Raw genomic sequence first — 22,581 nt, 5'->3', positions numbered from 1 at the left:
ACGCAAGTCCGAGTGGAACGGCACGGACCGAGAGGGGGCCCGAGCGTGACGATTCTGGAGAGTATCCGGGGACCACGTGACCTGAAGGCGCTGTCCGAGGCAGAGATCAGCCAACTGTCCGAAGAGATCCGGGAGTTCCTGGTGCACGCGGTCGCCAGGACCGGAGGTCATCTGGGGCCCAACCTGGGGGTGGTGGAACTCTCCATCGCGCTCCACCGGGTCTTCGAGTCGCCCGTCGACCGCATTCTGTGGGACACCGGCCACCAGAGCTACGTACACAAGCTGCTGACGGGACGACAGGACTTCTCCAAACTGCGCGGCAAGGGCGGCCTGTCCGGTTACCCGTCGCGTGAGGAGTCCGAGCACGACATCATCGAGAACAGCCACGCCTCCACCGCGCTCGGCTGGGCCGACGGGCTCGCCAAGGCCCGCGAGGTACAGGGCGAGAGGGGGCACGTCGTCGCGGTCATCGGGGACGGCGCGCTCACCGGCGGCATGGCGTGGGAGGCGCTGAACAACATCGCGGCCGCCAAGGACCGGCCGCTGATCATCGTCGTCAACGACAACGAACGCTCGTACGCGCCGACCATCGGCGGGCTGGCCAACCATCTGGCGACGCTGCGGACCACCGACAGCTACGAGAAGGTACTGGCCTGGGGCAAGGACGTGCTGCTCCGTACGCCGGTCATCGGGAACACGCTCTTCGAGTCGCTGCACGGCGCGAAGAAGGGGTTCAAGGACGCGTTCGCGCCGCAGGGCATGTTCGAGGACCTGGGCCTGAAGTACGTGGGTCCCATAGACGGGCACGACGTCGCGGCCGTGGAGTCGGCGCTGCGGCGCGCGAAACGGTTCCACGGGCCGGTCATCGTCCACTGCCTCACCGAGAAGGGGCGCGGTTGCGAGCCCGCGCTCGCGCACGAGGAGGACCACTTCCACACGGTCGGCGTGATGGACCCGCTCACCTGCGAGCCGCTCGCGCCCTCGGGCGGCCCCACCTGGACCTCGGTGTTCGGCGACGAGATCGTGCGGATCGGTGAGGAGCGCGAGGACGTCGTGGCGATCACGGCGGCCATGCTGCATCCGGTGGGGCTGGCGAAGTTCGCGGAGCGGTTTCTCGACCGGGTGTGGGACGTCGGCATCGCCGAGCAGCACGCCACGGTGTCCGCCGCCGGGCTGGCGACGGGTGGTCTGCATCCGGTCGTCGCGGTGTACGCGACCTTCCTCAACCGTGCCTTCGACCAGCTTCTGATGGACGTCGCGCTGCATCGCTGCGGCGTGACCTTCGTGCTCGACCGGGCCGGTGTCACGGGAGTGGACGGTCCCTCGCACAACGGCATGTGGGACATGTCCATCCTGCAGGTCGTGCCGGGGCTGAGGATCGCCGCGCCGCGTGATGCCGACCAGCTGCGGGCCCAGCTGCGCGAGGCGGTGGCCGTGGACGACGCCCCGACGCTGCTGCGCTTCCCCAAGGAGTCCGTCGGACCGGCGGTCCCGGCGGTCGACCGCGTGGGCGGTGTGGACGTCCTGCACCGGGCCGAGCGGCCCGAGGTGCTCCTGGTCGCCGTCGGCGTGATGGCGCCGGTGTGCCTCCAGGCGGCCGAGCTGCTGGCGGCGCGGGGCGTCAACTGCACGGTCGTGGACCCCCGTTGGGTCAAGCCTGTCGACCCCGCGCTGCCCGGCCTCGCCGCCGAGCACCGCATGGTCGCCGTCGTCGAGGACAACAGCCGGGCCTCCGGCGTGGGCGCGGCGGTCGCCCTCGCGCTCGGCGATGCCGAAGTCGACGTTCCCGTACGGCGCTTCGGCATTCCGGAGCAGTTCCTCGCGCACGCCAAGCGCGGGGAGGTGCTGGCCGACATCGGGCTCACGCCCGTCGAGATCGCGGGACGGATCAGCGCGGGTCTGGCCACCCAGGAGCACATGTCCAAGGAGAAACAGGAATGACGACCGCGGAACCCTCTGCGCAGTCCGAGGAGTTCGATCTCGGGAGACTCCTCGCCGCGCGGGGAGCCGAGCGCTACGAACTCCACGCACGCCACCTCAACCACCAGCTCCCGCGCATGCTGCACACCATCGGCTTCGACAAGATCTACGAGAGGGCCGAGGGCGCGCACTTCTGGGACGCGGACGGCAACGACTACCTGGACATGCTCGCCGGATTCGGGGTGATGGGCCTGGGCCGTCATCACCCCGTCGTCCGCAAGGCGCTGCACGATGTCCTCGACGCCTCGCTCGCCGACCTCACCCGCTTCGACTGCCAACCGCTGCCGGGCCTGCTCGCCGAGCGACTCCTCACCCACAGCCCGCATCTGGACCGGGTGTTCTTCGGCAACAGCGGTACGGAGGCCGTGGAGACGGCGCTGAAGTTCGCCCGGTACGCGACCGGGAAGCCGCGCGTTCTGTACTGCTCGCACGCGTTCCACGGCCTGACCACCGGCTCGCTGTCCGTGAACGGCGAGTCAGGGTTCCGCGACGGCTTCGCGCCGCTGCTGCCCGACACCGCGGTTCCACTCGGCGATCTGGACACCCTGGCCAAGGAGTTGAGGAAGGGCGATGTCGCCGGGCTGATCGTCGAGCCGATCCAGGGCAAGGGCGTGCACGAAGCGCCGCCCGGATATCTGCTCGCCGCCCAGGAGCTGCTGCACCGGCACAAGGCGCTGCTCATCGCGGACGAGGTGCAGACGGGCCTCGGACGCACCGGTGACTTCTACGCCTACCAGCACGAGGACGGTGTCGAGCCGGACCTGGTGTGCGTGGCGAAGGCACTGTCCGGCGGCTATGTGCCCGTGGGCGCGACCCTCGGCAAGGACTGGATCTTCAAGAAGGTCTACTCGTCGATGGACCGCGTCCTCGTGCACTCCGCGAGTTTCGGATCCAACGCACAGGCCATGGCCGCCGGCCTCGCCGTGCTCTCCGTGATGGAGAACGAGGAGATCGTCGCGAACGCCCGCGCCATGGGAGAGCGATTGAGGTCCCGGCTCTCCGCGCTCGTGGACAAGTACGAGCTGCTCAGCGAGGTACGCGGCCGGGGCCTGATGATCGGCATCGAGTTCGGCAGGCCGAGGTCGCTGAAACTGCGCAGCCGCTGGACGATGCTCCAGGCCGCGCGCAAGGGCCTGTTCGCGCAGATGGTGGTCGTGCCGCTGCTCCAGCGGCATCGGATCCTCACTCAGGTCTCGGGTGACCACCTGGAGGTGATCAAGCTGATCCCGCCGCTGATCATCGGCGAGCGGGACGTGGACCGGTTCGTGGACGCCTTCACCGAGGTGATGGACGACGCGCACCACGGTGGTGGGCTGATGTGGGACTTCGGGAAGACGTTGGTGAAGCAGGCGGTGGCGAACCGCTGAGAGGCGGTGGCCGAAGCCGCTGTCGGTCTTTTGCCTCAGAGGCAACAAATTTGCCGCTGGGGCAAGCCTCTGACTGAATCGGAGGCATGACGCCTGCCGAGGGTACGAACCCTGCCGAGCCGGAGGCGGCCGACGCGCTGCCCGCCGTCGCGCCGCAGCTGCGTGAGCTACGGCGCCGCGCCTCACTCACCCTGGAGACAGCGGCCCGTACCGCCGGGCTGTCGCCCGCCCACCTCTCCCGTCTGGAGACCGGGCGGCGCCAGCCGTCTCTGCCGATGCTCCTCGCGCTCGCCCGCACCTACGGTACGACCGTCTCGGAGCTGCTCGGCGAGACGGTCGCCGACCGGGACGCCGTCGTGCGCGCCGCCGACATGGAACCCACGCGGGCCGGCGGCTGGACGTACTGGCAGGCCGGCGCGGCGGGGCGGGGCATGCAGTCCCTGCGCGTGCACGTCCCGTACGGGGCGCAGGGCGACATCGTGCGTGTCCACCCGGGCGAGGAATGGCTGTACGTCCTCAAGGGACGGCTGCGGCTGCGTCTCGCCGACACCGCGCATCTGCTCGCGCCCGGCGACAGCGCGCACTTCGACTCGCTGACCCCGCACCGGATCGCGGCCGCGGACCGGGAGGGCGCCGACCTGCTCTTCGTACACACCCTGCTGCAGAGCCCCACGGCCACGCTGTGCCTGGGCCCGACGTCCACAGGAGACGACGTATGAGCAACATGGAAGAGAAGCTGCCGCGTGGTCTGTGGGTGCGGCTCATCATCTACGTGGCCGTCGGGCATCTCTTCGCGGCCTTCATCTACCTGCTGTTCACGCTCGGCGCGCAGAACCGGTAACGCGGGGCCCGGCATCGACGTGGTGCCGAGCCAGACGTGGCGCCGGTGCGTCAGTCCAGGAAACGCTGCCGCAGCCGCTCCCGTGTCTTGGGGGTTACGCCGAGGGCCTGCTCCAGATAGGCGTCGAATCCGCCCCAGGTCTCCTCGATCGTCTCGAACGCCGCCGCGAGATATTCGGCGCGGGCGTCGAAGAGGGGGTTGAGCAGCTCCATGACCTCGGGTGAGTAGCCGTCGGCCGCGGTGCTGCTGCGGCGTACCTTGTAGCGCCGGTGCGTGGCGTTCGACTTCAGATAGTCCGTCGTGACGGCCTCGCGCTCGACACCGACCGCGAGGAGAGTCACCGCGATGGAGATGCCCGCGCGGTCCTTGCCCGCCGCGCAGTGCATGAGCGCGGGCACGCTGTCCTCGGCGAGCGCGTGCAGCACCTGGCTGTGCTCGGCAGTGCGCTCCTTGATGATCTCGCGGTAGGACCTGATCATCCGGTTCGCGGCCCTGCCGTCGGAGAGGATCGAGCGCAGCTGGTCCAGGTCGCCGTCGCGGACCATCTTCCAGAACTCGGCGCCGTGCGCCGGGTCGGTCAGCGGCAGGTTCACATTGCGCACGCCCGGCAGGTCGACGTCCGGGCCCTCCAGCCTCTTGTCCGCGGCATTGCGGAAGTCGAAGATCGTGTGCAGGCCCAGTGAGGCGAGGAACGCGGCGTCGTCCTGCGTCGCGTGCGCGAGATGGCCGCTGCGGAACAGCCGTCCGTACGCCACTCGTCGGCCGTCCACCGTCGGCAGGCCGCCCACATCGCGGAAGTTCCGCACTCCGGTCAGCTCGGGCTCGGTCGACGGGACCTGCTGCGTCACGGGGGCTCCTCCCATTCGGCGGCCGACGCTGTTGTCGGCGGGGCGCGTTCTCGACCATACGACATAGATTCCTGGGGCAATGAGTTGTCCACAGGCGTTGCATCCGAGGCACATGCGATTGGATGATGTTCGGGCTTGAGCGCGCTTGTTCGGATCTGTGAGGGTTTGATGATTGAGATCAGCGAGACCGGTCGCACGTGGCTTCTGTCGGGGCCTACGAGCAGTTATGCCCTCCGGGTCACTGACGAGGACGAGTTGACGCATCTGCACTGGGGGCCGCGCATCGCGCTCGCGGATGCCGAAGCGCTCGCCGCCCACCCCGGTCCGCAGTACTGGCCCTTCGAGTCCCCGCTCGACGGATACGAGGAGTACCCGGTCGAGGGCGGCCCCCGCTTCGTGCGGCCCGCGCTGTCCGTGCGCACGGACGAGCGGCGCGGCACGGAGTGGCGCTTCGAGACGTACGAAACGGACGGCGACGAACTGCGCCTGCGCTTCTTGGACGCGGGGCTCGGTATCACGCTGCACTACCGGATGCGCCATGACGTGGTGGAGCGCTGGGTGACCCTCGTCAACGAAGGGCCCGCCGTCGAGGTCCTGCGCGCCGACTCCGCCACCTGGACGCTGCCCGAGCGGGACGGCTGGCGGCTGTCGCAGCTGCACGGGCGTTGGGCGGCCGAGTCCCGGCTCGTACGAACGGACCTCACCTACGGCGAGAAGGTCATCGGCAGCCGGCGCGGCCACACCGGCCATCAGCATCTGCCGTGGGTCGCGCTCGACGAGGAGGCGACCGAGGAGCGCGGCGAGGTGTTCGGGTGCGCGCTCGCGTGGTCCGGATCGTGGCGGATCGCCGTGGCCCAACTCCCGGACGCGCGCGTGCAGATCACCGGCGGGGCCGGCTACGACGACTCGGGCCTGGTGCGGCTGGCGTCGGGGGAGAGCTTTGTCACGCCCGTCTTCGCGGGGCTGTGGAGCGACGGCGGCTTCGGCGGTGCGAGCCGTGCCTGGCACGCCTACCAGCGGGCGTATGTGATTCCGGACGCCGAGCAGGACCGGCCCGTGCTCTACAACTCGTGGGAGGCCACGGAGTTCGACATCTCCGAGGAGCAGCAGCGGGCACTCGCGCGTCGGGCGGCGGCGATGGGCGTGGAGCTGTTCGTGGTCGACGACGGCTGGTTCGGGGCGCGGACCAGCGACCGTGCCGGGCTCGGGGACTGGACGCCCAACGTGGACCGCTTCCCGGCGGGACTCAAGCCCCTCGCCGACGATGTGCACGCGCTCGGCATGCAGTTCGGCATCTGGGTCGAGCCGGAGATGGTCAACCCGGACAGCGAGCTGTACCGCGCGCATCCCGACTGGGTGCAGTTCCAGCCGGGGCGCAGGCGCACGGAGTTGCGCAATCAGCTGGTCCTGAACCTCGCGCGCGAGGACGTTCAGGAGTACCTGTGGGAGCGACTGGACGAGCTGCTGTCCAGCGCGCCCATCGACTATGTGAAGTGGGACTTCAATCGCTGCTTCACGGACGCCGGATGGCCGGACGAGCCGTATCCGCAAAGGCTGTGGGTCGATCATGTGCATGCGCTGTACGGCCTGTTGGACCGTTTGCGGTCCGCGCATCCGGGTGTCGCCTTCGAGTCCTGCTCGGGCGGTGGCGGCCGGATCGACCTCGGGATCATGGCCCGTACGGACCAGGTGTGGACCTCGGACAACACCGATCCGCTCGACCGGCTCGCCCTTCAGCACGGCTTCAGTCAGCTGCACCCGGCTCGGGTCATGGCCGCCTGGGTCACCGACAGCCCGAACACGCAGCTCAACGGGCGCGTCAGCTCGTTGCGCTTCCGATTCGTGAGCGCCATGGCGGGGGTCCTCGGCGTCGGCGGAGACCTGACCGAGTGGAGTGAGGAGGAGCTCGCCGAGGCGCGGGAGTGGGTGGAGCTCTACAAGGAGATCCGGCCCGTCGTGCAGCGCGGCGACCTCTACCGGCTGCGGGCGCCGGAGGGCGGGCTGAGCGCGGTGCAGTACGTCCACGGGGACCGGGCCGTCGTCCTTGCCTGGCTGCAGGCCCAGCGCCATGGCGAGCCCGTCGGGTCGGTGCGACTGCGCGGACTCGACCCGACTGCAGTGTACGAATGCCTCGAAACGGGCGAAGTACACCGAGGTGCGGTGCTGTTGCATCAGGGGTTGCGGACGGGGTTGCGCGGTGACCTCGATGCGGCAGTTTTCCGCCTGCGTCGTATGTGAGTGTTATGTCCACATTGGTGGCCTTCATTCAAACTCGCCCTGGAATGGAGGCCACTGGGTCGGTAGGCCGTGAGCAGCGTCATATTCGTGACGGTCCGCTGTCGCCATGTTCACGTAATTCAACTGTGTTCTCGGGGATTTCGGGAATTCACGGAGATCGGCAATTGACGCACCGTGACCGAGATATCGGTCAAGGATCAAGAGAATGGGACACATAGGCAACCCAAAGCTTGTCCCTGTGCGTCTTGTTCGCTTACGTTCGCCACCAATCCGGACGGACGCCCAATCCTGCCGCCGCCCGGAATCCGCACACACTGACCCGTGTACGGCAGGAGCGGGGGACCCACAGGTACAACGCCTGTTCCGGTCTCCGGAACTGGCTAGGGGTAAAGCCGCGCGAAAACGTGGCCGGGCATCTCCAGCTCGCACCCGACAGCTCACCTCGCAGGCGCCGGAGAGGAATTCGCCATGCCCGCGAAGGGTAAGCACCGCCGTCCGAAGTCCCAGCGTCTCACCCGCTCGATCGCCGTCGCCGGAACGGGTGGCGCCGCGCTCGCGCTGCCGCTTCTGGGGGCGACCGGCGCCCACGCCGCTACTCCCGAGACCGCCCCTGTATCTGTTTCCAAGAAGGCCGAATCCTTTTCGGAGAAGGCCGCCAAGTCCGCTCCGGTGGCGGCCCAGAAGAAGGCCGCGAACCGCACGTACACGGTGAAGAAGGGTGACTCCCTCTTCAAGATCGCCAAGGCGCAGCACGTCAGTGGTGGCTGGAAGAAGCTCTACGCGGACAACCGCCGGGCCATCGGCGACGATCCGGCGCTCATTCACCCGGGCCTGAAGCTGGCGATCGGCAAGAAGGCCGCCTCCAGTTCCGGTGCAGTCAAGAGCAAGGCCGCCGGCTCCGGTGCCGCCAAGAGCAAGGCCGCCGACTCGGGTGCCGCCAAGAGCAAGGCCGCCGCCCCGTCGTCCGCGACGACGACCACGGCTGCCAAGCCGGCGGACTCGCCGAGCACTTCAAGCGGCTTCACCCTGCCCGTCGCGGGTGCGGGCGTCGGCACCCCGTACCACCTGGCGGGCTCCATGTGGTCCAGTGGCTACCACACCGGTGTCGACTTCGTGGTGCCTACCGGTACCTCGCTCAAGGCTGTGGGTGCGGGCACCGTCGTCTCCGCCGGCTGGGGCGGCGCGTACGGCAACCAGGTCGTCATCAAGCTCAACGAGGGCCACTACGCGCAGTACGCCCACCTGTCCTCCCTCTCCGTCTCGGCCGGGCAGTCCGTGACCGAGGGGCAGCAGATCGGCCTCTCCGGCGCGACCGGCAATGTCACCGGTCCGCACCTGCACTTCGAGATCCGCACCACTGCGAACTACGGCTCGGACGTGGACCCGGTGGCGTTCCTGCGCGCGCACGGCGTCACCGTCTGACACCTCCCGCACAGCGACGGGGACCACTCGGGCAGCCGAGTGGTCCCCGTTCCGCGTGCTGGGGGATCGACAACGGTGGCGGTCTGCCGTCACAGTGGTCATGGTCTCGGCAAGCGCTTTCTATCGCCTCGGCGGCGAGGACCTGCGACTGCGCGTCCCCGTGATCGCCATGACCCGTCGTACAGAAGGAGTCCGATGACGACCCGCAGAGCCTTCGGGACCCTGGTGGCCGGTACCGCCCTCGCGGCCGCCCTCGTCCCCGCGCAGAGCGCGAGCGCGACGGTCCGCCACCGCCGAGGACGGCTCATCGCCCGCGACGACTTCCGGCACGGCCTTGGCCAGTGGGTCACCGAGCTGCAGGACGGCGGCAACGTCACGGCGTCCCGCGGGGTCCTGGAGATCGACGTACCCAGCGGCGCGACCATCTGGTTCAGGCGGCCGATCGAGGGGCGGCGGCCGTACGTCCTCGAGTACACCGCCACGCCGGTCTCCGCCGCGGGCGTCAACGACCGGGTGTCAGACCTCAACAACTTCTGGAACGCCGTCGACGTCCGCTCCCCGGACGACATCTTCGCCACCGAGCGCCGCGGCGCGCTCGACGAGTACGACTACCTCAAGACGTACTACTCCGGCTATGGAGCGAACTACAACACGACCACGCGGCTGCGCCGTTATGTGGGCGACGCGGGCGTCCGTCCGCTGATCCGCGACTACACGGAGCCGTTGCTGGTGGCGAACGAGCCCCACCACGTGCGGATCGTGTCGAACGGCTCGACGGTCCAGTGGTGGAACAACGGGCGGCTCGTCTTCGACTACCTCGACCCGGAGCCGTACACGAGCGGGCACTTCGCGTTCCGGACCGTGTGGAGTCATTTCCGGATCACGGACTTCCGGGTGTGGGAGCTGTGTATTCCGAGTTGACCAACACTTGACGCGTGGCTTATCTCACCGCCCGTCAACCCCTTATTACGGTCGCGTAGGTCACACCGAAAGGTGAATCATGGCCCGATGTGGCAGACGATTCGAAGAATGACAGCAGATCAGTGATCGGGTCGTACGTGGCGGTGGGGGACAGCTTCACCGAAGGCGTGGGCGATCCGGGCCCCGATGGGGCGTTCGTGGGATGGGCCGACCGGTTCGCGGTGCTCCTCGCCGACCGGCGGCCCGAGGGCGACTTCGGGTACACGAACCTGGCCGTGCGGGGGAAACTGCTCGACCAGATCGTCGAGGACCAGTTGCCCCAGGCCAAGGAACTCGCCCCGGACCTCGTCTCCTTCTGCGGGGGCGGCAACGACATCATCCGGCCGGGCAGCGACCCCGACGAGGTCGCCGAGCGCTTCGAACGGGCCGTCGCGGAACTCACGTCGGCCGTCGGCAGGGTGCTCGTGACCACCGGCTTCGACACCCGTGGCGTACCGGTGCTCAAGCATCTGCGCGGCAAGATCGCCACGTACAACCTGCATGTGCGGGCGATCGCCGACCGGTACGGCTGTCCCGTGCTCGACCTGTGGTCGCTCAAGACCATCCAGGACCGGCGGGCCTGGGACAACGACCGGCTGCACCTGTCGCCGGAGGGCCACACGCGTGTCGCGCTCCGCGCCGGACAGGTCCTCGGCCTGGAAGTGCCCGCCGATCCCGACCAGCCCTGGCCGCCTCTGCCGCCGCGCGGCACCCTCGAGGTGCGGCGCGACGACATCCACTGGGCGCGCGAGTACCTGGTGCCGTGGATCGGGCGACGGCTTCGGGGAGAGTCCTCCGGCGACCGTGTGGTGGCGAAGGGCAACCTGTCGCCGTACGACATCAAGATGCGGATCGAGTCGGTGGTGTGAGGGGCAGGGGCAGGGGGAGTTGGGCCCGGCCTCAGAAGCTGTGTCACATCTCCTTTCTGCAGGTCCCAGGGCCATGAGGCATGGTGATACCTCGGTTTGCCGTTCGGGCGGGCGTCGCATGGGCGTGCAGCCGAACGGCAGTGGAGGGATCTTCAGGCGGCTGTCGCGAGGGTGTCCGGGACCGCCTCGGTGCGGCGGAGCTGCCGGGCCGGACGACGGGACATGAGGGTGATGAACGCCCACTGGATGTGGGCTTCGGCGTGGGACATCAGGCGTTCGTAGGCGTCCCCGGGACGGGGAACTCCGCATCTGCCGCCAGTGCCGCGACCGGCAGGCGGTCGAACAGAACACCGCCGGCGCCTTCGCCGACGGCATCAGCGGACCCCCGCACCCACGGCACAACCGCGGACCGGTATCGCCGTCCGCGACCACGACCGGCCTCAGCCGGGGTGCCCCGTCCCTACCCATGCAGTCACCGTACGACCGGCAGGCAACGACGACTGCCGAGCTGGGACCGTCCAATAAGCCGAAACGGCCCGCCAGATATACTGACGAGCCGTCACGAGGGTTCAGACTGATACCAGAGGTACAGGAACCTGCCCATAGATCGTTCGCGCTCTGACGGTTCTGCTTCCCGTCGCTCGATGTGATGGATCGGCGCTCACTGCCTTCCTCATACGCCGCGTGCGTCCGTACATTCGGGACTGGTCAGTGGCACTGCGGAAGGTCCTCGTTGATCACCTGGGCTGTCGGCTCGAGCCGACAGCCCGGCACGCCGCATTTCGTCGGTGAGCCCTTCTACGCCTGGGCCCAGGAGCGCGGCGCACCCCTGGGCTGAAGAAGCACAACGCTTCTCAGGGCGACGTACTGTCCAGCACGGCCCTGGCGTTGGCCATCCCCTTGTGCAGTGCCTTCTGGATCGCCTGGAGCGGGTGCATGTGGGCGCGGATCGCTTCCTTCTCGTACGCCGCCTGCACCGCCTGCTGCACACCAAGGTAGTTGACGTCGAGTTGGCAGCGCACGCTGGCAACTGCGACCCTGCGTTCCAGCGTTCCCACCGTCTTGGTGGCCCACCGCCGGTCGGTGGCGGCCTGCCCTGGGGTATCGAAGGCAAGATGGTGGCGGTCCTTCATACAGGCGCTCCAGCGCCGGGCTGCCTGGACGACTTGATCATCGCGCAGTGCCCGTTCGTACGCCTGGTATTGCAGGGACAATGTGAAGTTGTTCGTCGCACCGAAGTCGCCGAGCCGCTGTCCCTTGGGGCCCACAGGCCAGGTGATCCCGGCGGCCAGCCGGGCGTCCGCGGTGGCGCGGCAGCCGCCGGCCGGTACTGGCTTGCCGCGGTAGCTGGCGACCCGGCCGGTGAGCACCGCCACCGTCGCGGAACTGGGCTGCGACCGCGGTGGGGCTATGGTCTTCGTCCGGCTGCTGGGAAGCTGTGGGTAGCGGGTGTAGTGGAAGCCGTGCTTCTGCGCCAGGCGCTCGTCGAGCAGCTGCCCCCGGCGCCAGCGGGCCTGCTGGAAGCCCGAGAGGGGGACTTCCCCGGTCGCGGCCAGACCGAAGCCGCGCAGGCAGTCGTTCGCGAGCCGCATCCGGGCGCGGCCCAGCGCGGCCTCCTGCTTCGCGTCCGGTAGATAGGCGTCGAGCGGCAGACGAGCAATCGTCCCGGCAACCGGAGTGGGGGTGCCGGCCACCGGCGGCATCGCGGGAGCTGACGCGCCCCCCGTGGTGCATCCCGTAACGCAGCCGAGGACAGCCAGGGAAAGCAGCGCGTGTGGGCGCCACCGGAGCACCCACACCCGCCGCCCAGCGCACTTGATCACGAGATGCCGACAGTCCAGCCGGCGGGCGCGGTGCAGTACCGCACGTTGGCACCGGTGCTGTCGCCCAGGCAGGTCTCCACCTCGACGAACCGGTTCTCCTCGATGTCGTGGCTGTCGCCGTCGCAGTCCCCCGTGGTCTCCTCCCGGACGCTCTCTATGAACGCGCCCGCAAAGTAGTAGAGCTGACCCCAGACGTAGTAGTTGTCGGTGTGCAGGTCGCACGCCTGAATGATGTCTCCGTTAGCGATGAAGCGCGCCCTACCACCGGTTGGGCTGGGATCTGTCGTGTAGGCATACGGGCTGTTTTCTCCGGCGGCCGCGGTCGGCGCCATGGCGAGAGTGCCACCCAGCACCAGGGCGGCGGACGCGCCGACAAGCGCGACACCCCGATTGAGCAAGCGCATGGTCATCTCCTTGTCAGATCAGATTGCTCGAGATCGCTGCACGCCACACACCGTGAGGCGGCACCCTTCTCGGTCTGGTTTCCTCGACTGCAAGTCCAGGCTGGGCCCCAACGACGGGCCTAGTAGGGGAACGCCGGCCCGCGGGCCAGGGCGGCCGTTGGGGGCGTCCTGGATCGAGTTCACCGGGGTCCGGGTTGTTGCACAGCCGTGTCCCGGGCGTGAAACAAAGCAGGTCACAAGCCCGGGTTGGCGAGATGGCGCCTTTCACGGCGGTGGCGCGCGTGTTGGGATGAGACGCCGCTGCTGCTCACGCGGACGGCACGGGGAAGGAAGCGATATGGGGCGTCCGGAGACGGACCTCGATCCGGGGCTGGGGCCGGTGCAGCGTTTTGCGTTCGAGTTGCGCAAGCTGCGTCAGGAAGCAGGCGGCATCACCTACCGCCAGATGGCCCGGCAGGTGGAGGTCTCGGTAACCACCCTGTCGAGAGCGGCCGCAGGAGAGCAACTGCCCTCCCTGCCGGTGGTCTTGGCCTATGTGCGAGTGTGCGGCGGCGATGAGCAGGAGTGGGAGCGGCGCTGGCGCGAGGCGGTCACGGAGCAGGCCCGGGCGGCCGACCTGGTGGCGGACGAGACCGTCCCTTCCCCCTACCGTGGCCTGGCCCGTTTCGACGTGGGCGATGCGGAGCTGTTCTTCGGCCGGGACGAGATGACCGATGCGCTGGCCCGCACGGTGGCGGAGCACCGCGTGGTCGCGGTCTTCGGGCCGTCCGGCAGCGGCAAGTCATCCCTGCTGCGGGCGGGGCTGATTCCCCGCCTGCGCAGCCTCGACGGACCGCACCGGCCGGCGGCGGTGCGGATCCTCACCCCGGGCGAGCATCCGCTGCGCACCCACGGCACAGTGTGCTCACCAGCCCCGGGCGAGCAGGACACCTGGCTGGTCGTGGACCAGTTCGAGGAGGTCTTCACCCTCTGCCACGACACCGCAGAGCGGGCCGACTTCCTTGCCCGCCTGCTCGCCGCCGCAGAGCCCGCAAGCCGGCTGCGCGTCGTCCTCGGGGTACGCGCCGACTTCTACGCCCACTGCCTAACCCATCCTGAACTGGCCGCAGCCATACGGGAGTCCACCGTGCCGGTGGGGCCCATGGGTGCCGACGCGCTGCGCGCGGTGATCGTCAAACCGGCCCAGGCGCACGGGCTGATCGTGGAACGCGCCCTGACCGTTCGCCTCGTCGACGAGGTCGCCGACGCGCCTGGCGGGCTGCCGCTGCTCTCGCACGTGCTGCTGGAGACCTGGCGCCGCCGCCGTGGCAAGACCATGACCCTGACCGGCTACGAGGCCGCCGGGGGCCTGGACGGGGCGATCGCCAAGACCGCCGAGGACCTGTACGACACATTCACTGAAGGCCAGGCGGCCGCGGCCCGCCGGGTGCTGCTGCGCCTGGTCGCCCCCGGCGACGGTACCCCCGACACCCGCCGACCCGCCGAAAGGGGAGAACTGCAAGGCGCCGGCCAGCAGGAGACCGGCCAGGTGTTGGAAGCCCTCGCCCGGGCGCGCCTGCTCACCCTGGATGACACCAGCGTCGAGATCGCCCACGAGGCTCTGCTGAGCGCGTGGCCGCGGCTGCGCGGGTGGATCGAAGAAGACCGTGACCGCCTGCGCGCCCACCGGAAACTGACCGAGGCGGCACGCGCCTGGGAGGAACTGGGCCACGATGCGGGCGCCCTGTACCGGGGCAGCCGCCTGGCCACCAGCCAGGAACACTTCGGCGACGCGCCTCCCGGAGACCTGACCCGCCTGGAGCACGCCTTCCTCACCACCAGCCTCGCCGCGCGCGAACAGGAACAACGCGCTGCGGCCCGTACCAGCCGACGCCTGCGCCGGTTGAGAGTGGGCTTGTCCCTCATGATGGCGCTCGCCTTTGTCGCGGGCGCGATCGCGTGGCAGCAGAGCGAGTCCGAGAAGCGGGAGCGGTTGCAGGCCGAGGCCCGCAGGATCGCGGCTCTGGCCGAGAGCCTGCGGGCGACGGACCCGGTCACCGCGATGCGGCTGAGCATCGCTTCCTGGACTCTGGCCGACCTCCCCGAGAGCCGCTCGGCGCTGATGAGCGCCGCGGTGCAGCAGGAGCAGGACGCTTTCACCGACCCAGATACCGATCCGGCCGTCGTGCGCTACCTCAGCGGCGACGGCCGCACCCTGGTCAGCGCCGGAGCGAAGCAGGCCGTGACGTGGGACGTGCGCACCCATCAGCGGACCGCTTCGTTACCCGGGCTGAGCGGCAACCTTGCCCACGCCGGCGTGATGAGCCCCGACCTGCGAAGACTCACTCTGCTGAACCGCGACGGCAAGGTGAGGATCTGGGACATGCGGGCCGGCCGTATCGAGGCGCAGCGTCTGCCGGCCGCCGACGGAGCCGAGATCAGTCCGAGCGGCCGCACCCTCGTCCTGTACAACACCCGAGGATCCCAGGCGGCAATCCAAATCCGGGACATGCAGACCCGGCGCGTGCTACTGGAGCGCCGCATGGACAGCGTCCTGCCCCAGCTCGGCCCCGGGGAACCATACGATGTCTCGGACTGGGCCATGCGGCGGCTGCACCAACAGCGCTGGGTAAAAAACTACCCATTCCCCGATGCTCAGGTGAGCGCGGACGACCGTCTGATGGCGCTGTGCCTGCCCGGCACCCGCCTGCAGATCTGGGACATCCCCCGGCGTCGCAAACTGCCGTCCAAGTGGGCCCCCAAGACGACCGCCGCCAACTGCTCCGAGGAAGACTTCCAGTTCACCCCCGACAGCCGACATGTGGTCCTGCGCGGCCCAGCAGGAATCCGCAGCTGGGAAATCGCTTCGGGCCGGGAACTCCCCAAGCTCCAGCACGAGGGACTGGAAGATCTCGAGTTCAGCCCGGACGGCAGGTTCATGGCCGCCACGGACCCCGACGAGGTCCTGTTGTGGCGGACCGATGCGCCCGCAGCACCTGTCTTCCGGTATCCGCACTCCGACGAGACAGTCAGTGAACTCAGGCTGGACATGAAAGAGCGCCGCATCCGCTATTTCGCCGGAGGGTCCCAGACCGTGGTGCGCTCCCTCTCCCTCGACGGCGTCGTCGACTCCCGCTGGCAGAGCCGGCCCGCCGCATCGGCCTCCTTCAGCCCGGACGGCAGCACACTCGCCATCGCCCACCAGGACACCGATACCGGTCGGGCGCAGATCCAGTTGCACGACGGCCGTAACGGCAACCACATGGCCAGCCTGCCGTCGGCCGCCTGCCCCATTCCCCCCGAAGGGCGGCAAAGTCCCCTGCCCTGCCCCGTGCACATGGCCTTCCGCTCCGATGGACGCGTCCTCGCCTACGGCGTCAGCCACCCGACCCAGTCCGTCCCGCCGGAGAGGCTGTCCCTGTGGGATGTTCCGGGCCACCGCATCACCAAGTCACTGACGGTGACCGGAACCGACCCCGACAACCCCAGCCTTCCCGCAATGGCCGTCAACGGCCTCACCTTCCACCCAGAAGAAACGTCGCTGGTGACCTCCCGAATACCAGAGGACGAACGGCTCGAATTCTGGAACCTGCGCAGCGGGAACAAGACCCGCGAAATCCACGGCATCGGCGGTGAAACCCTGGCGGTGAAACCCGGCGGACGCATCCTGGCAACCGACCACGGCCAGTTCCTCGACCTGCGGTCCGGCCGGATCACACGCCGCGCACTCACCTCCGGCACGACGACGGCACTGGCATTCAGCCCGGACGGCACGTACCTCGCAGCAGGCGACGAATCCGGTCAGGTAACCGTGTGGGACGGCGACGCCCACGAGCCCCTCGGCATCCTTCCCGCGTCTCCGGTCCGTGACGGCCCGCCCAGGCGGGCGGTCAGTGACGGCCCGCCCAGGCAGGTGTCGGAACTGGCATTCTCCCCGGACGGACGCACCCTGGCCGCCGCCGGCGATGACGGCACACTGCGGCTGTGGGACACCGACTCCAGCCGCCCCATCGGCTCCGCCCTCCCCACCCCAGGCACAGCCCTCCTGTCCCTGGCATTCAGCCCCGACAGCAAAACCCTCTACGCGGCAGGCGAGCACGTACCGCTGCAGACATACGACATCACCACAGGCCAGGCAGCCACCCTGGCATGCGACCGCGCCGGGGCAGGCCTGACCCCGGACGAATGGCGCACGCACATCCGCGACATCCCCTACCGACGGACCTGCTGATCAGCCGCTGGCAGATGACCACAGCCCGGACGGCCACACCCTGGCTACCGGCATGTGCCACGTCCCAAAGTGAGCCCGTGATCGGCCGATCGTTATTGGCATGCCAGGCTCAGACACAGGCTCTCAGGGCAGCTGAGGGGTGCGGGGCAGGAGACCGAGCCTCCCAGTTGCCTGGCGCAGGTCACGGTACTTGGTCGAGGAAGTGGTCCAGGGCCTTTAGTTCCGGCGTCAGGTTGTCCATGCCGGGTGGGACAGTGATCTCCTCGTGCCAGGCGCCGGCGCGATGTGAAGGCGCCTGCGGAAGACGTACCCTCCTGTGGGATCCGGCGGTGGTGACGCCCGCCGGTGAGGCTCACCGGCGGCCCGGGGCCGTCAACGCCTCGCGCTCCAGGCCGAGTTCGCGGGCGAGTGCCTCGTCCACCCACTCCTGTGTACGGGTCCGGGACACCGCGCCCTGGTACGCCGTCATCTGGACCGCGAGACCGTCGAGGAGCGCGGTGAGGCGCAGCGCCGTGCCCATGGGATCCGGGCAGCGGAACTCGCCCGCGGCCACGCCCTCCGCGATGACCTCGGCGATCGCGGCCTTCCACTGGCTGTCGAGGTCACGCGTGACGTCCCGCAGCGCCGGCTCGCGCAGGGCCGCGGCCCAGCCCTCGATCCACAGGCGCCAGCCCTTGGCCTGACCCGTCGGTGCGTACCAGCGGACGGCCGCCCGCAGCCGGCGCAGCGCCGTCGTGCGGCGGCCGAGCAGCTTGCGCAGATGGGCGAGATCTCCCTCGGCCGCGTATCCGAACGCGGCGGCGACCAGCTTCTCCTTCGTCGAGAAGTGGTACAGCACCAGCGCGTTGCTCACCCCGAGCGCGGTCGCCACGTCGGCGATCCGCACGGATGTCACGCCCCGTGCTTCGATCTGCTCGATGGCGGCCCGCAGCAGTTCCTCACGCCGCTCCGCCACGCTCAACCGCACCCTCGCCACGCTGCCTACTTTAAGGCTCGGTTCGCCTCCGGGGCGCGCCGGTGCCGGAGCCCGCTGTTGCCGTAGCGCGCCGTTGCTGACTCCTGGTCCAGTCAGCGTCACCGATACCAGCCGAACCGCTCGGAGATCACGGGCAGCCGGTCCGCGACGATGGCGTGCGCGGCAGCCCGCGGTGTCGTCCCGTCGGCCTCCGCGCGGGCCAGCATCCGGTCGATCAGGTCCCGCATCGAGCGGCGTGTATACGTGAACGCCTCGTCCGCGTCGGCCCCGATGTCCCCGAACAGCGTCCACCACCACCAGGCGTTGGTCCCGGAGTTGACGACGACATCCGGCAGGACGGTGACCCCACGCGCGGCGAGCCGTTCCTCCGCCTCCGGCAGTACGGGCATGTTCGCGGCCTCGACGATCCAACGCGCCGTGACCCGCGCCTCGTTGGCGGTGTCGATGGCGTACGAGACGGCCGCCGGCACCAGCACCTCGGCATCGGCGGACAGCCAGGCGTCACCGGGCAGTTCGCGGTCGGCCGGACGCAGCGCCGTGCGGTCGACGGTTCCGTAGGCGTCGCGGGCGGCGAGCAGCGCCTCGATGTCGAGTCCCTCGGGGTTGCCGATCGTGCCCTTCACATCGGCGACGGCCACGATCGAGAGCCCCGCGCGCGCGAGGAACCGTGCGGTGGCCCCGCCCATGGTGCCCAGCCCCTGGATGGCCGCCCTTGTCTCCGTGTACGGCTGCCCGGCCCGGTCCAGGGAGGCGAGGACGGATTCGGCGACGCCGCAGCCGCCGACCAGTTCGTCGAGACCGATGCCATCCACCTCGACCGCGAACGCGTCCGCCAGCCGCCGCCGCGCCGTCGGCTCGTCGTCGAGCAGCGGGTACACGGCCTGCACGGAGGAGACGAGTCCCGCCTCGGCGGCGGCCCGGTCGACGACGTCCTGGGTGAGGCCGAGGTCTTCGCCGGTGGTCCAGAGGGTTTCGATGTACGGGCGCATGGCGCGCAGGTAGCGCACCAGGAGGTCGTACGCCTCGGGGGCCCGGGGATCGCAGTCGATGCCGCCCTTGGCGCCGCCCAGCGGAACGTAGCGGCCCTCGGGGTTGTAGTGCAGGGCTTCCTTCATGGTCATGCCGCGGGCGAGTCCCGCGACCTCGTTCAGCGTGCAGCCGTCCCGCATCCGCAGCCCGCCGCTGGAGACACCGCGGACGAGCCGGTCGACGACGAGGTGTCCCTGGCGGCCGGTGACATGATCGGTCCAGGTCAGCGACATCAGAGGGCTGCTGTCGGGGGCCGGCATGAGGTCTCCTCGGGAAGGCTGACGCGACTGGCTGATCACGCGATTACTGAACAGTGAGTCAGTGTGGGAAGCGGGTCGTGGAACTGTCAACGTTGCTGAACGGATATTCAGTAAGGTCTGTTGTGCATCGCGCTGTCATGCGCCCGACCCGGCGCTGTCGGTGGCGGAGCCCATAATGGAAAGCCAGACGACTCCACCTGGAGGTACCGTGACCGGTTTCCGTGCCCTGAGCTCCGGGCTCCGCGCGCTGCAGCCCGCCGCCTTCGGCGCGGATCCCGCCGGTGAGCGCATGGAGCGCATCCGCAGATCGCCGAACTTCGTGGACGGAGTCTTCCGGAATCCCGAGGCTCCCCGGAGCCCGTCCTCCGGCTCGATGCTCGAGTTCGCGAAGGTCTTCTTCCGCAAGGAGGAGCGTGCCCGGCGAGCCCCGTCCGGCACGGTGCCGGTGCACGCCACGACGCTGGCCGACCTCGCCAAGCCCCCGGCCCATGGTGTGCGTCTGACCTGGATGGGGCACTCCAGTGTGCTCGCGGAGATCGACGGTCACCGTGTGCTCTTCGATCCCGTCTGGGGCGAGCGGTGCTCACCGCTCAGCTTCGCCGGGCCCAAGCGGCTGCATCCGGTGCCCCTGCCGCTGGCCGCGCTCGGCCCGGTCGACGTGGTCGTCATCTCGCACGATCACTACGACCACCTGGACCTGCCCACGATCAAGGCCCTGGCCGGCACGGACACGGTGTTCGCGGTGCCGCTCGGCGTCGGCGCCCACCTGGAGCACTGGGGCGTCTCGGCGGACCGGCTGCGCGAGCTGGACTGGAACGAGTCGACGAAGGTCGGCGGACTCTCCCTGACGGCCACGCCCGCACGCCACTTCTGCGGCCGTGGCCTGCGCAACACCCAGCACACGCTGTGGGCCTCCTGGGCCGTGGCGGGCGACGAACACCGGATCTACCACAGCGGCGACACGGGCTACTTCCCCGGCTTCCGCGACATCGGCGCCGAGCACGGCCCCTTCGACGCCACGATGATCCAGATCGGCGCGTACAGCGAATACTGGCCGGACATCCACATGACGCCCGACGAGGGCATGCGGGCCCACCTGGACCTCCAGGGCGGGCGGCCCAGCGGCGTGATGCTGCCGATCCACTGGGCGACCTTCAATCTCGCGGCGCACCCCTGGTCCGAGCCGGGCGAGGGGACCATCACCGCCGCCCGCTCGGCCGGCGCACGGATCGCGCTGCCGCGCCCCGGTGAGCCCTTCGAGCCGACCGCCGAGACGGTTCCGTCCGAGCCTTGGTGGCGCGGCGTGGCTCTCACGCCGAAGGGCGGGTGGCCGGCGGACGAGGCGACGGCGACGGTCAGGACTTCGGTCGGGGACACGGCGGAGGGCACCGGAGAGCCCGAGGCTGTTCCGGCGGGCTGAGGGCGACATCGCCTGACTCGCACAACGCGGCCAGTTCGCGGGGGAGATGAATGGCTGCGGCAGCAACCGTGAGCGGGCGTACGGGAGTTACGGAACGCCGCGCGGAACCCCTGCTCAAATTCCCACTGTCTACTCCTGGTTGACCGTTCCAGAAAGTGGAAATCAGTGTCGTCTTTGTCACTCGTCCTACCTGACAGTAGCTGACTGAGAGTTCAAGCACCGTGAGTAAAGTGCGGTCATGAAAGATCGGAAAGCGGCTCTCCGCTTCGGATCCCGGTCTGCCGTGCACCTCGCCGACCCTGCCCTCCTCGTTCGGGCACCGGCCGCGCTGAGTGTCCCCGGTGACGTGATCGCGGGAGCAGCCGCCGCCGAACGCCCGTTGGGCGTCCGCACACTCGGAGTCACCGGATCGTCCGCCTGCCTCTTCGCCGGCCACGGGCGGAGCGACCGCCTGGAGCTGGATCCCGCGCTCGACGAGGTCAAGCCCGACGAGACGTCCACCTTCCAGGGCAACTCCGCACGGCGCGGGGGAGCGTGAGCGGCCCATGCGCTTCATGCATCCCGACGGCTCCACCGTCCACCTCGGCTACTGCAGCAACGTCCATCCGGCGGAGAACCTGGACGCTGTCATCGATCAACTCGCCCGCTACGCCGAACCCGTACGGGAGCGGCTCGAGGTCGACCGGCTCGGCATCGGCCTGTGGCTGGCCCGGGGCGTCGTCACCGAACTCGTCGCCGACGCGGGTTCGCTCACACGCCTGAAGACCGAACTGCGGGCCCGCGGCCTGGAGACGGTCACCCTCAACGCCTTCCCGTACGCCGGATTCCACCAGGAGGTCGTCAAGAAGGACGCGTACGTCCCCGACTGGGCGGACGAGGGCCGACTGCAGTACACCCTCGACTGCGCCCGCGTGCTCGCTGATCTCCTTCCCGACGACGCCGAGCGCGGCAGTATCTCCACGCTGCCGTTGGCCTGGCGTTGGCCCTGGCCCGGTGAGCGTGCCGAGGCCGCCCGCCGTGCTCTGGACCGGCTGGCCGTGGGACTCGCCGGGCTCGAGGCGTGGACCGGCCGCCGCGTCCGGGTGGGCTTCGAACCGGAACCGGGCTGCGCCGTCGAAACCACCAGCCAGGCGGTGCGGGAGCTGGGCGGCCTCGATCCGGACCGGCTCGGCGTCTGCCTCGACGCCTGCCACCTCGCCGTGCAGTTCGAGCACCCCGCCGCGGCGCTGCGGCGGCTCGCGGACGCCGGGCTGCCCGTGGTCAAACTCCAGGCATCCTGCGCCGTCGAGGCCCTCGACCCCGCTGACCCCGCCGCCCGCGCGGCGTTGCGACGGCTCGCCGAACCCCGGTTCCTGCACCAGACCCGTACGGCGACCGCCGACGGCGTCCACGGAGTCGACGATCTTCCGGACGCCCTGGACGGCAGACTGCCCGCCGACACCGGCTCGTGGCGCGTCCACTTCCACGCCCCGCTGCACGCCGAAGCCGCACCGCCCCTGCGTACGACGGCCGGCCATCTCGCCCGCGTCCTCGCCGGACTGCTCGAACCGCTCTCGGCCGACTGTGACCACATCGAGGTCGAGACCTACACCTGGTCCGTGCTCCCCGAGCCGCCCGCCGATCTCGCCCGCGCAATCGCCGCCGAACTCGCCTGGGTCCGTGACCGGTTCACCGAACTGGGCCTGAAGGAGGACCGTTCCTAGACGGGGGCGGGTTTCCCCGGATGGGATGCCCGAGGGCGCGTCGCCCGACCGCGATGCTCGCCGCATCGTGCCGGGACGGGACTGACGGACAGCTGAGGACAACACGGCGGGTGACCGCCCGAGGGACAGGGCGGAGTGCGTCGTGGAGCGGGAAACCGTCCCGGCAGGGTGCTGACGGACCCGGAGCGGGCGGTCGGCGAGGGCCGAGGGGTGAACTGCCCCTCGGCCCTC

General features: G+C 69.6%; 17 protein-coding genes and 1 riboswitch. Of the genes, 12 read left to right on the top strand and 5 right to left on the bottom strand.

Annotated features, from left to right (window positions below; translation table 11 throughout):
• Positions 1 to 45: 45 nt before the first annotated feature.
• The 4 genes from dxs (at position 46) to FGD71_RS29145 (ending at position 4,188) form a co-directional block, all read left to right on the top strand.
• Positions 46 to 1,941 carry a 1-deoxy-D-xylulose-5-phosphate synthase gene (dxs, locus tag FGD71_RS29160; RefSeq protein ID WP_119103531.1) on the top strand — a complete coding sequence of 632 codons (1,896 nt, stop codon included), beginning with the start codon at positions 46 to 48 and terminating at the stop codon, positions 1,939 to 1,941.
• The gene (locus tag FGD71_RS29155) at positions 1,938 to 3,347 is read left to right on the top strand and encodes an aspartate aminotransferase family protein (protein ID WP_119103530.1); all 1,410 of its coding nucleotides are present in this window, start codon (positions 1,938 to 1,940) and stop codon (positions 3,345 to 3,347) included. The genes dxs and FGD71_RS29155 overlap by 4 nt, the downstream gene beginning before the upstream one ends.
• A gap of 86 nt (positions 3,348 to 3,433) precedes the next feature.
• On the top strand, positions 3,434 to 4,066 hold the full coding sequence (locus tag FGD71_RS29150; RefSeq protein ID WP_119103529.1) for a helix-turn-helix domain-containing protein: 633 nt from the start codon (positions 3,434 to 3,436) through the stop codon (positions 4,064 to 4,066).
• Positions 4,063 to 4,188, top strand: a complete 126-nt coding sequence (locus FGD71_RS29145) for a DUF6126 family protein (RefSeq protein ID WP_119103528.1) — start codon at positions 4,063 to 4,065, stop codon at positions 4,186 to 4,188. Before FGD71_RS29150 ends, FGD71_RS29145 begins: the two co-directional genes overlap by 4 nt.
• Before the next feature lie 50 nt (positions 4,189 to 4,238).
• Here FGD71_RS29145 and FGD71_RS29140 read toward each other — a convergent pair whose 3' ends face one another.
• Positions 4,239 to 5,036 (bottom strand): tyrosine-protein phosphatase, encoded by a 798-nt coding sequence (locus FGD71_RS29140; RefSeq protein ID WP_119103527.1) that lies wholly within the window; start codon positions 5,034 to 5,036, stop codon positions 4,239 to 4,241.
• A 168-nt stretch (positions 5,037 to 5,204) separates the two neighbouring features.
• On the opposite strand from FGD71_RS29140, the gene FGD71_RS29135 reads away from it, so the two are divergent.
• The 4 genes from FGD71_RS29135 to FGD71_RS29120 all read left to right on the top strand — a co-directional run bounded on the left by FGD71_RS29135 (position 5,205) and on the right by FGD71_RS29120 (position 10,525).
• Positions 5,205 to 7,274, top strand: a complete 2,070-nt coding sequence (locus FGD71_RS29135) for an alpha-galactosidase (protein WP_119103526.1) — start codon at positions 5,205 to 5,207, stop codon at positions 7,272 to 7,274.
• A 302-nt stretch (positions 7,275 to 7,576) separates the two neighbouring features.
• Positions 7,577 to 7,740, top strand: a riboswitch (cyclic di-AMP (ydaO/yuaA leader).
• A 2-nt stretch (positions 7,741 to 7,742) separates the two neighbouring features.
• Positions 7,743 to 8,696: a M23 family metallopeptidase gene (locus FGD71_RS29130; RefSeq protein ID WP_119103525.1), complete on the top strand. Its 954-nt coding sequence runs from the start codon at positions 7,743 to 7,745 to the stop codon at positions 8,694 to 8,696.
• Between the two features lie 195 nt (positions 8,697 to 8,891).
• The gene (locus FGD71_RS29125; protein ID WP_119103524.1) at positions 8,892 to 9,617 is read left to right on the top strand and encodes a DUF6250 domain-containing protein; all 726 of its coding nucleotides are present in this window, start codon (positions 8,892 to 8,894) and stop codon (positions 9,615 to 9,617) included.
• Positions 9,618 to 9,739: 122 nt separating this feature from the next.
• Positions 9,740 to 10,525 carry an SGNH/GDSL hydrolase family protein gene (locus tag FGD71_RS29120; protein WP_119103523.1) on the top strand — a complete coding sequence of 262 codons (786 nt, stop codon included), beginning with the start codon at positions 9,740 to 9,742 and terminating at the stop codon, positions 10,523 to 10,525.
• Between the two features lie 854 nt (positions 10,526 to 11,379).
• On the opposite strand, the gene FGD71_RS29115 is transcribed toward FGD71_RS29120, so the two are convergent.
• Both FGD71_RS29115 and FGD71_RS29110 read right to left on the bottom strand, forming a co-directional pair.
• Positions 11,380 to 12,219 carry a hypothetical protein gene (locus FGD71_RS29115; RefSeq protein WP_140935967.1) on the bottom strand — a complete coding sequence of 280 codons (840 nt, stop codon included), beginning with the start codon at positions 12,217 to 12,219 and terminating at the stop codon, positions 11,380 to 11,382.
• A gap of 125 nt (positions 12,220 to 12,344) precedes the next feature.
• Complete coding sequence (locus FGD71_RS29110) at positions 12,345 to 12,752, bottom strand: hypothetical protein (protein WP_140935966.1); 408 nt, start codon at positions 12,750 to 12,752, stop codon at positions 12,345 to 12,347.
• 337 nt (positions 12,753 to 13,089) lie between these two features.
• Here FGD71_RS29110 and FGD71_RS49745 point away from each other — a divergent pair, with 337 nt between their 5' ends.
• The gene (locus tag FGD71_RS49745) at positions 13,090 to 16,962 is read left to right on the top strand and encodes an nSTAND1 domain-containing NTPase (protein ID WP_119103520.1); all 3,873 of its coding nucleotides are present in this window, start codon (positions 13,090 to 13,092) and stop codon (positions 16,960 to 16,962) included.
• A gap of 352 nt (positions 16,963 to 17,314) precedes the next feature.
• On the opposite strand, the gene FGD71_RS29100 is transcribed toward FGD71_RS49745, so the two are convergent.
• Entirely contained in the window at positions 17,315 to 17,938 is a 624-nt protein-coding gene (locus FGD71_RS29100; protein ID WP_181359301.1) for a TetR/AcrR family transcriptional regulator, read from the bottom strand.
• A gap of 98 nt (positions 17,939 to 18,036) precedes the next feature.
• A complete protein-coding gene (locus FGD71_RS29095) occupies positions 18,037 to 19,227 on the bottom strand; it encodes a Glu/Leu/Phe/Val dehydrogenase dimerization domain-containing protein (RefSeq protein WP_119103519.1) in 1,191 nt (396 codons plus the stop codon).
• A gap of 208 nt (positions 19,228 to 19,435) precedes the next feature.
• Here FGD71_RS29095 and FGD71_RS29090 point away from each other — a divergent pair, with 208 nt between their 5' ends.
• The 3 genes from FGD71_RS29090 (at position 19,436) to eboE (ending at position 22,350) form a co-directional block, all read left to right on the top strand.
• Positions 19,436 to 20,647 carry an MBL fold metallo-hydrolase gene (locus FGD71_RS29090; protein ID WP_119103518.1) on the top strand — a complete coding sequence of 404 codons (1,212 nt, stop codon included), beginning with the start codon at positions 19,436 to 19,438 and terminating at the stop codon, positions 20,645 to 20,647.
• A gap of 238 nt (positions 20,648 to 20,885) precedes the next feature.
• Positions 20,886 to 21,185: a hypothetical protein gene (locus tag FGD71_RS49160; protein WP_240436826.1), complete on the top strand. Its 300-nt coding sequence runs from the start codon at positions 20,886 to 20,888 to the stop codon at positions 21,183 to 21,185.
• A 7-nt stretch (positions 21,186 to 21,192) separates the two neighbouring features.
• Entirely contained in the window at positions 21,193 to 22,350 is a 1,158-nt protein-coding gene (eboE, locus tag FGD71_RS29080; RefSeq protein ID WP_119103517.1) for a metabolite traffic protein EboE, read from the top strand.
• Positions 22,351 to 22,581: the final 231 nt, after the last annotated feature.

This window comes from Streptomyces sporangiiformans, assembly GCF_005768555.2.
Lineage (GTDB): Bacteria > Actinomycetota > Actinomycetes > Streptomycetales > Streptomycetaceae > Streptomyces > Streptomyces sporangiiformans.
The sequence above is the reverse complement of the archived record's forward strand: the minus strand, read 5'-3'. Positions and strand labels throughout refer to the sequence as shown.

Coding starts and splice junctions, on each gene's coding strand:
- FGD71_RS29155 (WP_119103530.1), top strand. CDS start 1,938: ATGACGACCGCGGAACCCTCTGCGCAGTCCGAGGAGTTCGATCTCGGG.
- FGD71_RS29150 (WP_119103529.1), top strand. CDS start 3,434: ATGACGCCTGCCGAGGGTACGAACCCTGCCGAGCCGGAGGCGGCCGAC.
- FGD71_RS29125 (WP_119103524.1), top strand. CDS start 8,892: ATGACGACCCGCAGAGCCTTCGGGACCCTGGTGGCCGGTACCGCCCTC.
- FGD71_RS49160 (WP_240436826.1), top strand. CDS start 20,886: ATGAAAGATCGGAAAGCGGCTCTCCGCTTCGGATCCCGGTCTGCCGTG.
- eboE (WP_119103517.1), top strand. CDS start 21,193: ATGCGCTTCATGCATCCCGACGGCTCCACCGTCCACCTCGGCTACTGC.
- FGD71_RS29135 (WP_119103526.1), top strand. CDS start 5,205: ATGATTGAGATCAGCGAGACCGGTCGCACGTGGCTTCTGTCGGGGCCT.
- FGD71_RS29130 (WP_119103525.1), top strand. CDS start 7,743: ATGCCCGCGAAGGGTAAGCACCGCCGTCCGAAGTCCCAGCGTCTCACC.
- FGD71_RS29095 (WP_119103519.1), bottom strand. CDS start 19,227: ATGCCGGCCCCCGACAGCAGCCCTCTGATGTCGCTGACCTGGACCGAT.
- FGD71_RS29110 (WP_140935966.1), bottom strand. CDS start 12,752: ATGCGCTTGCTCAATCGGGGTGTCGCGCTTGTCGGCGCGTCCGCCGCC.
- FGD71_RS29145 (WP_119103528.1), top strand. CDS start 4,063: ATGAGCAACATGGAAGAGAAGCTGCCGCGTGGTCTGTGGGTGCGGCTC.
- FGD71_RS49745 (WP_119103520.1), top strand. CDS start 13,090: ATGGGGCGTCCGGAGACGGACCTCGATCCGGGGCTGGGGCCGGTGCAG.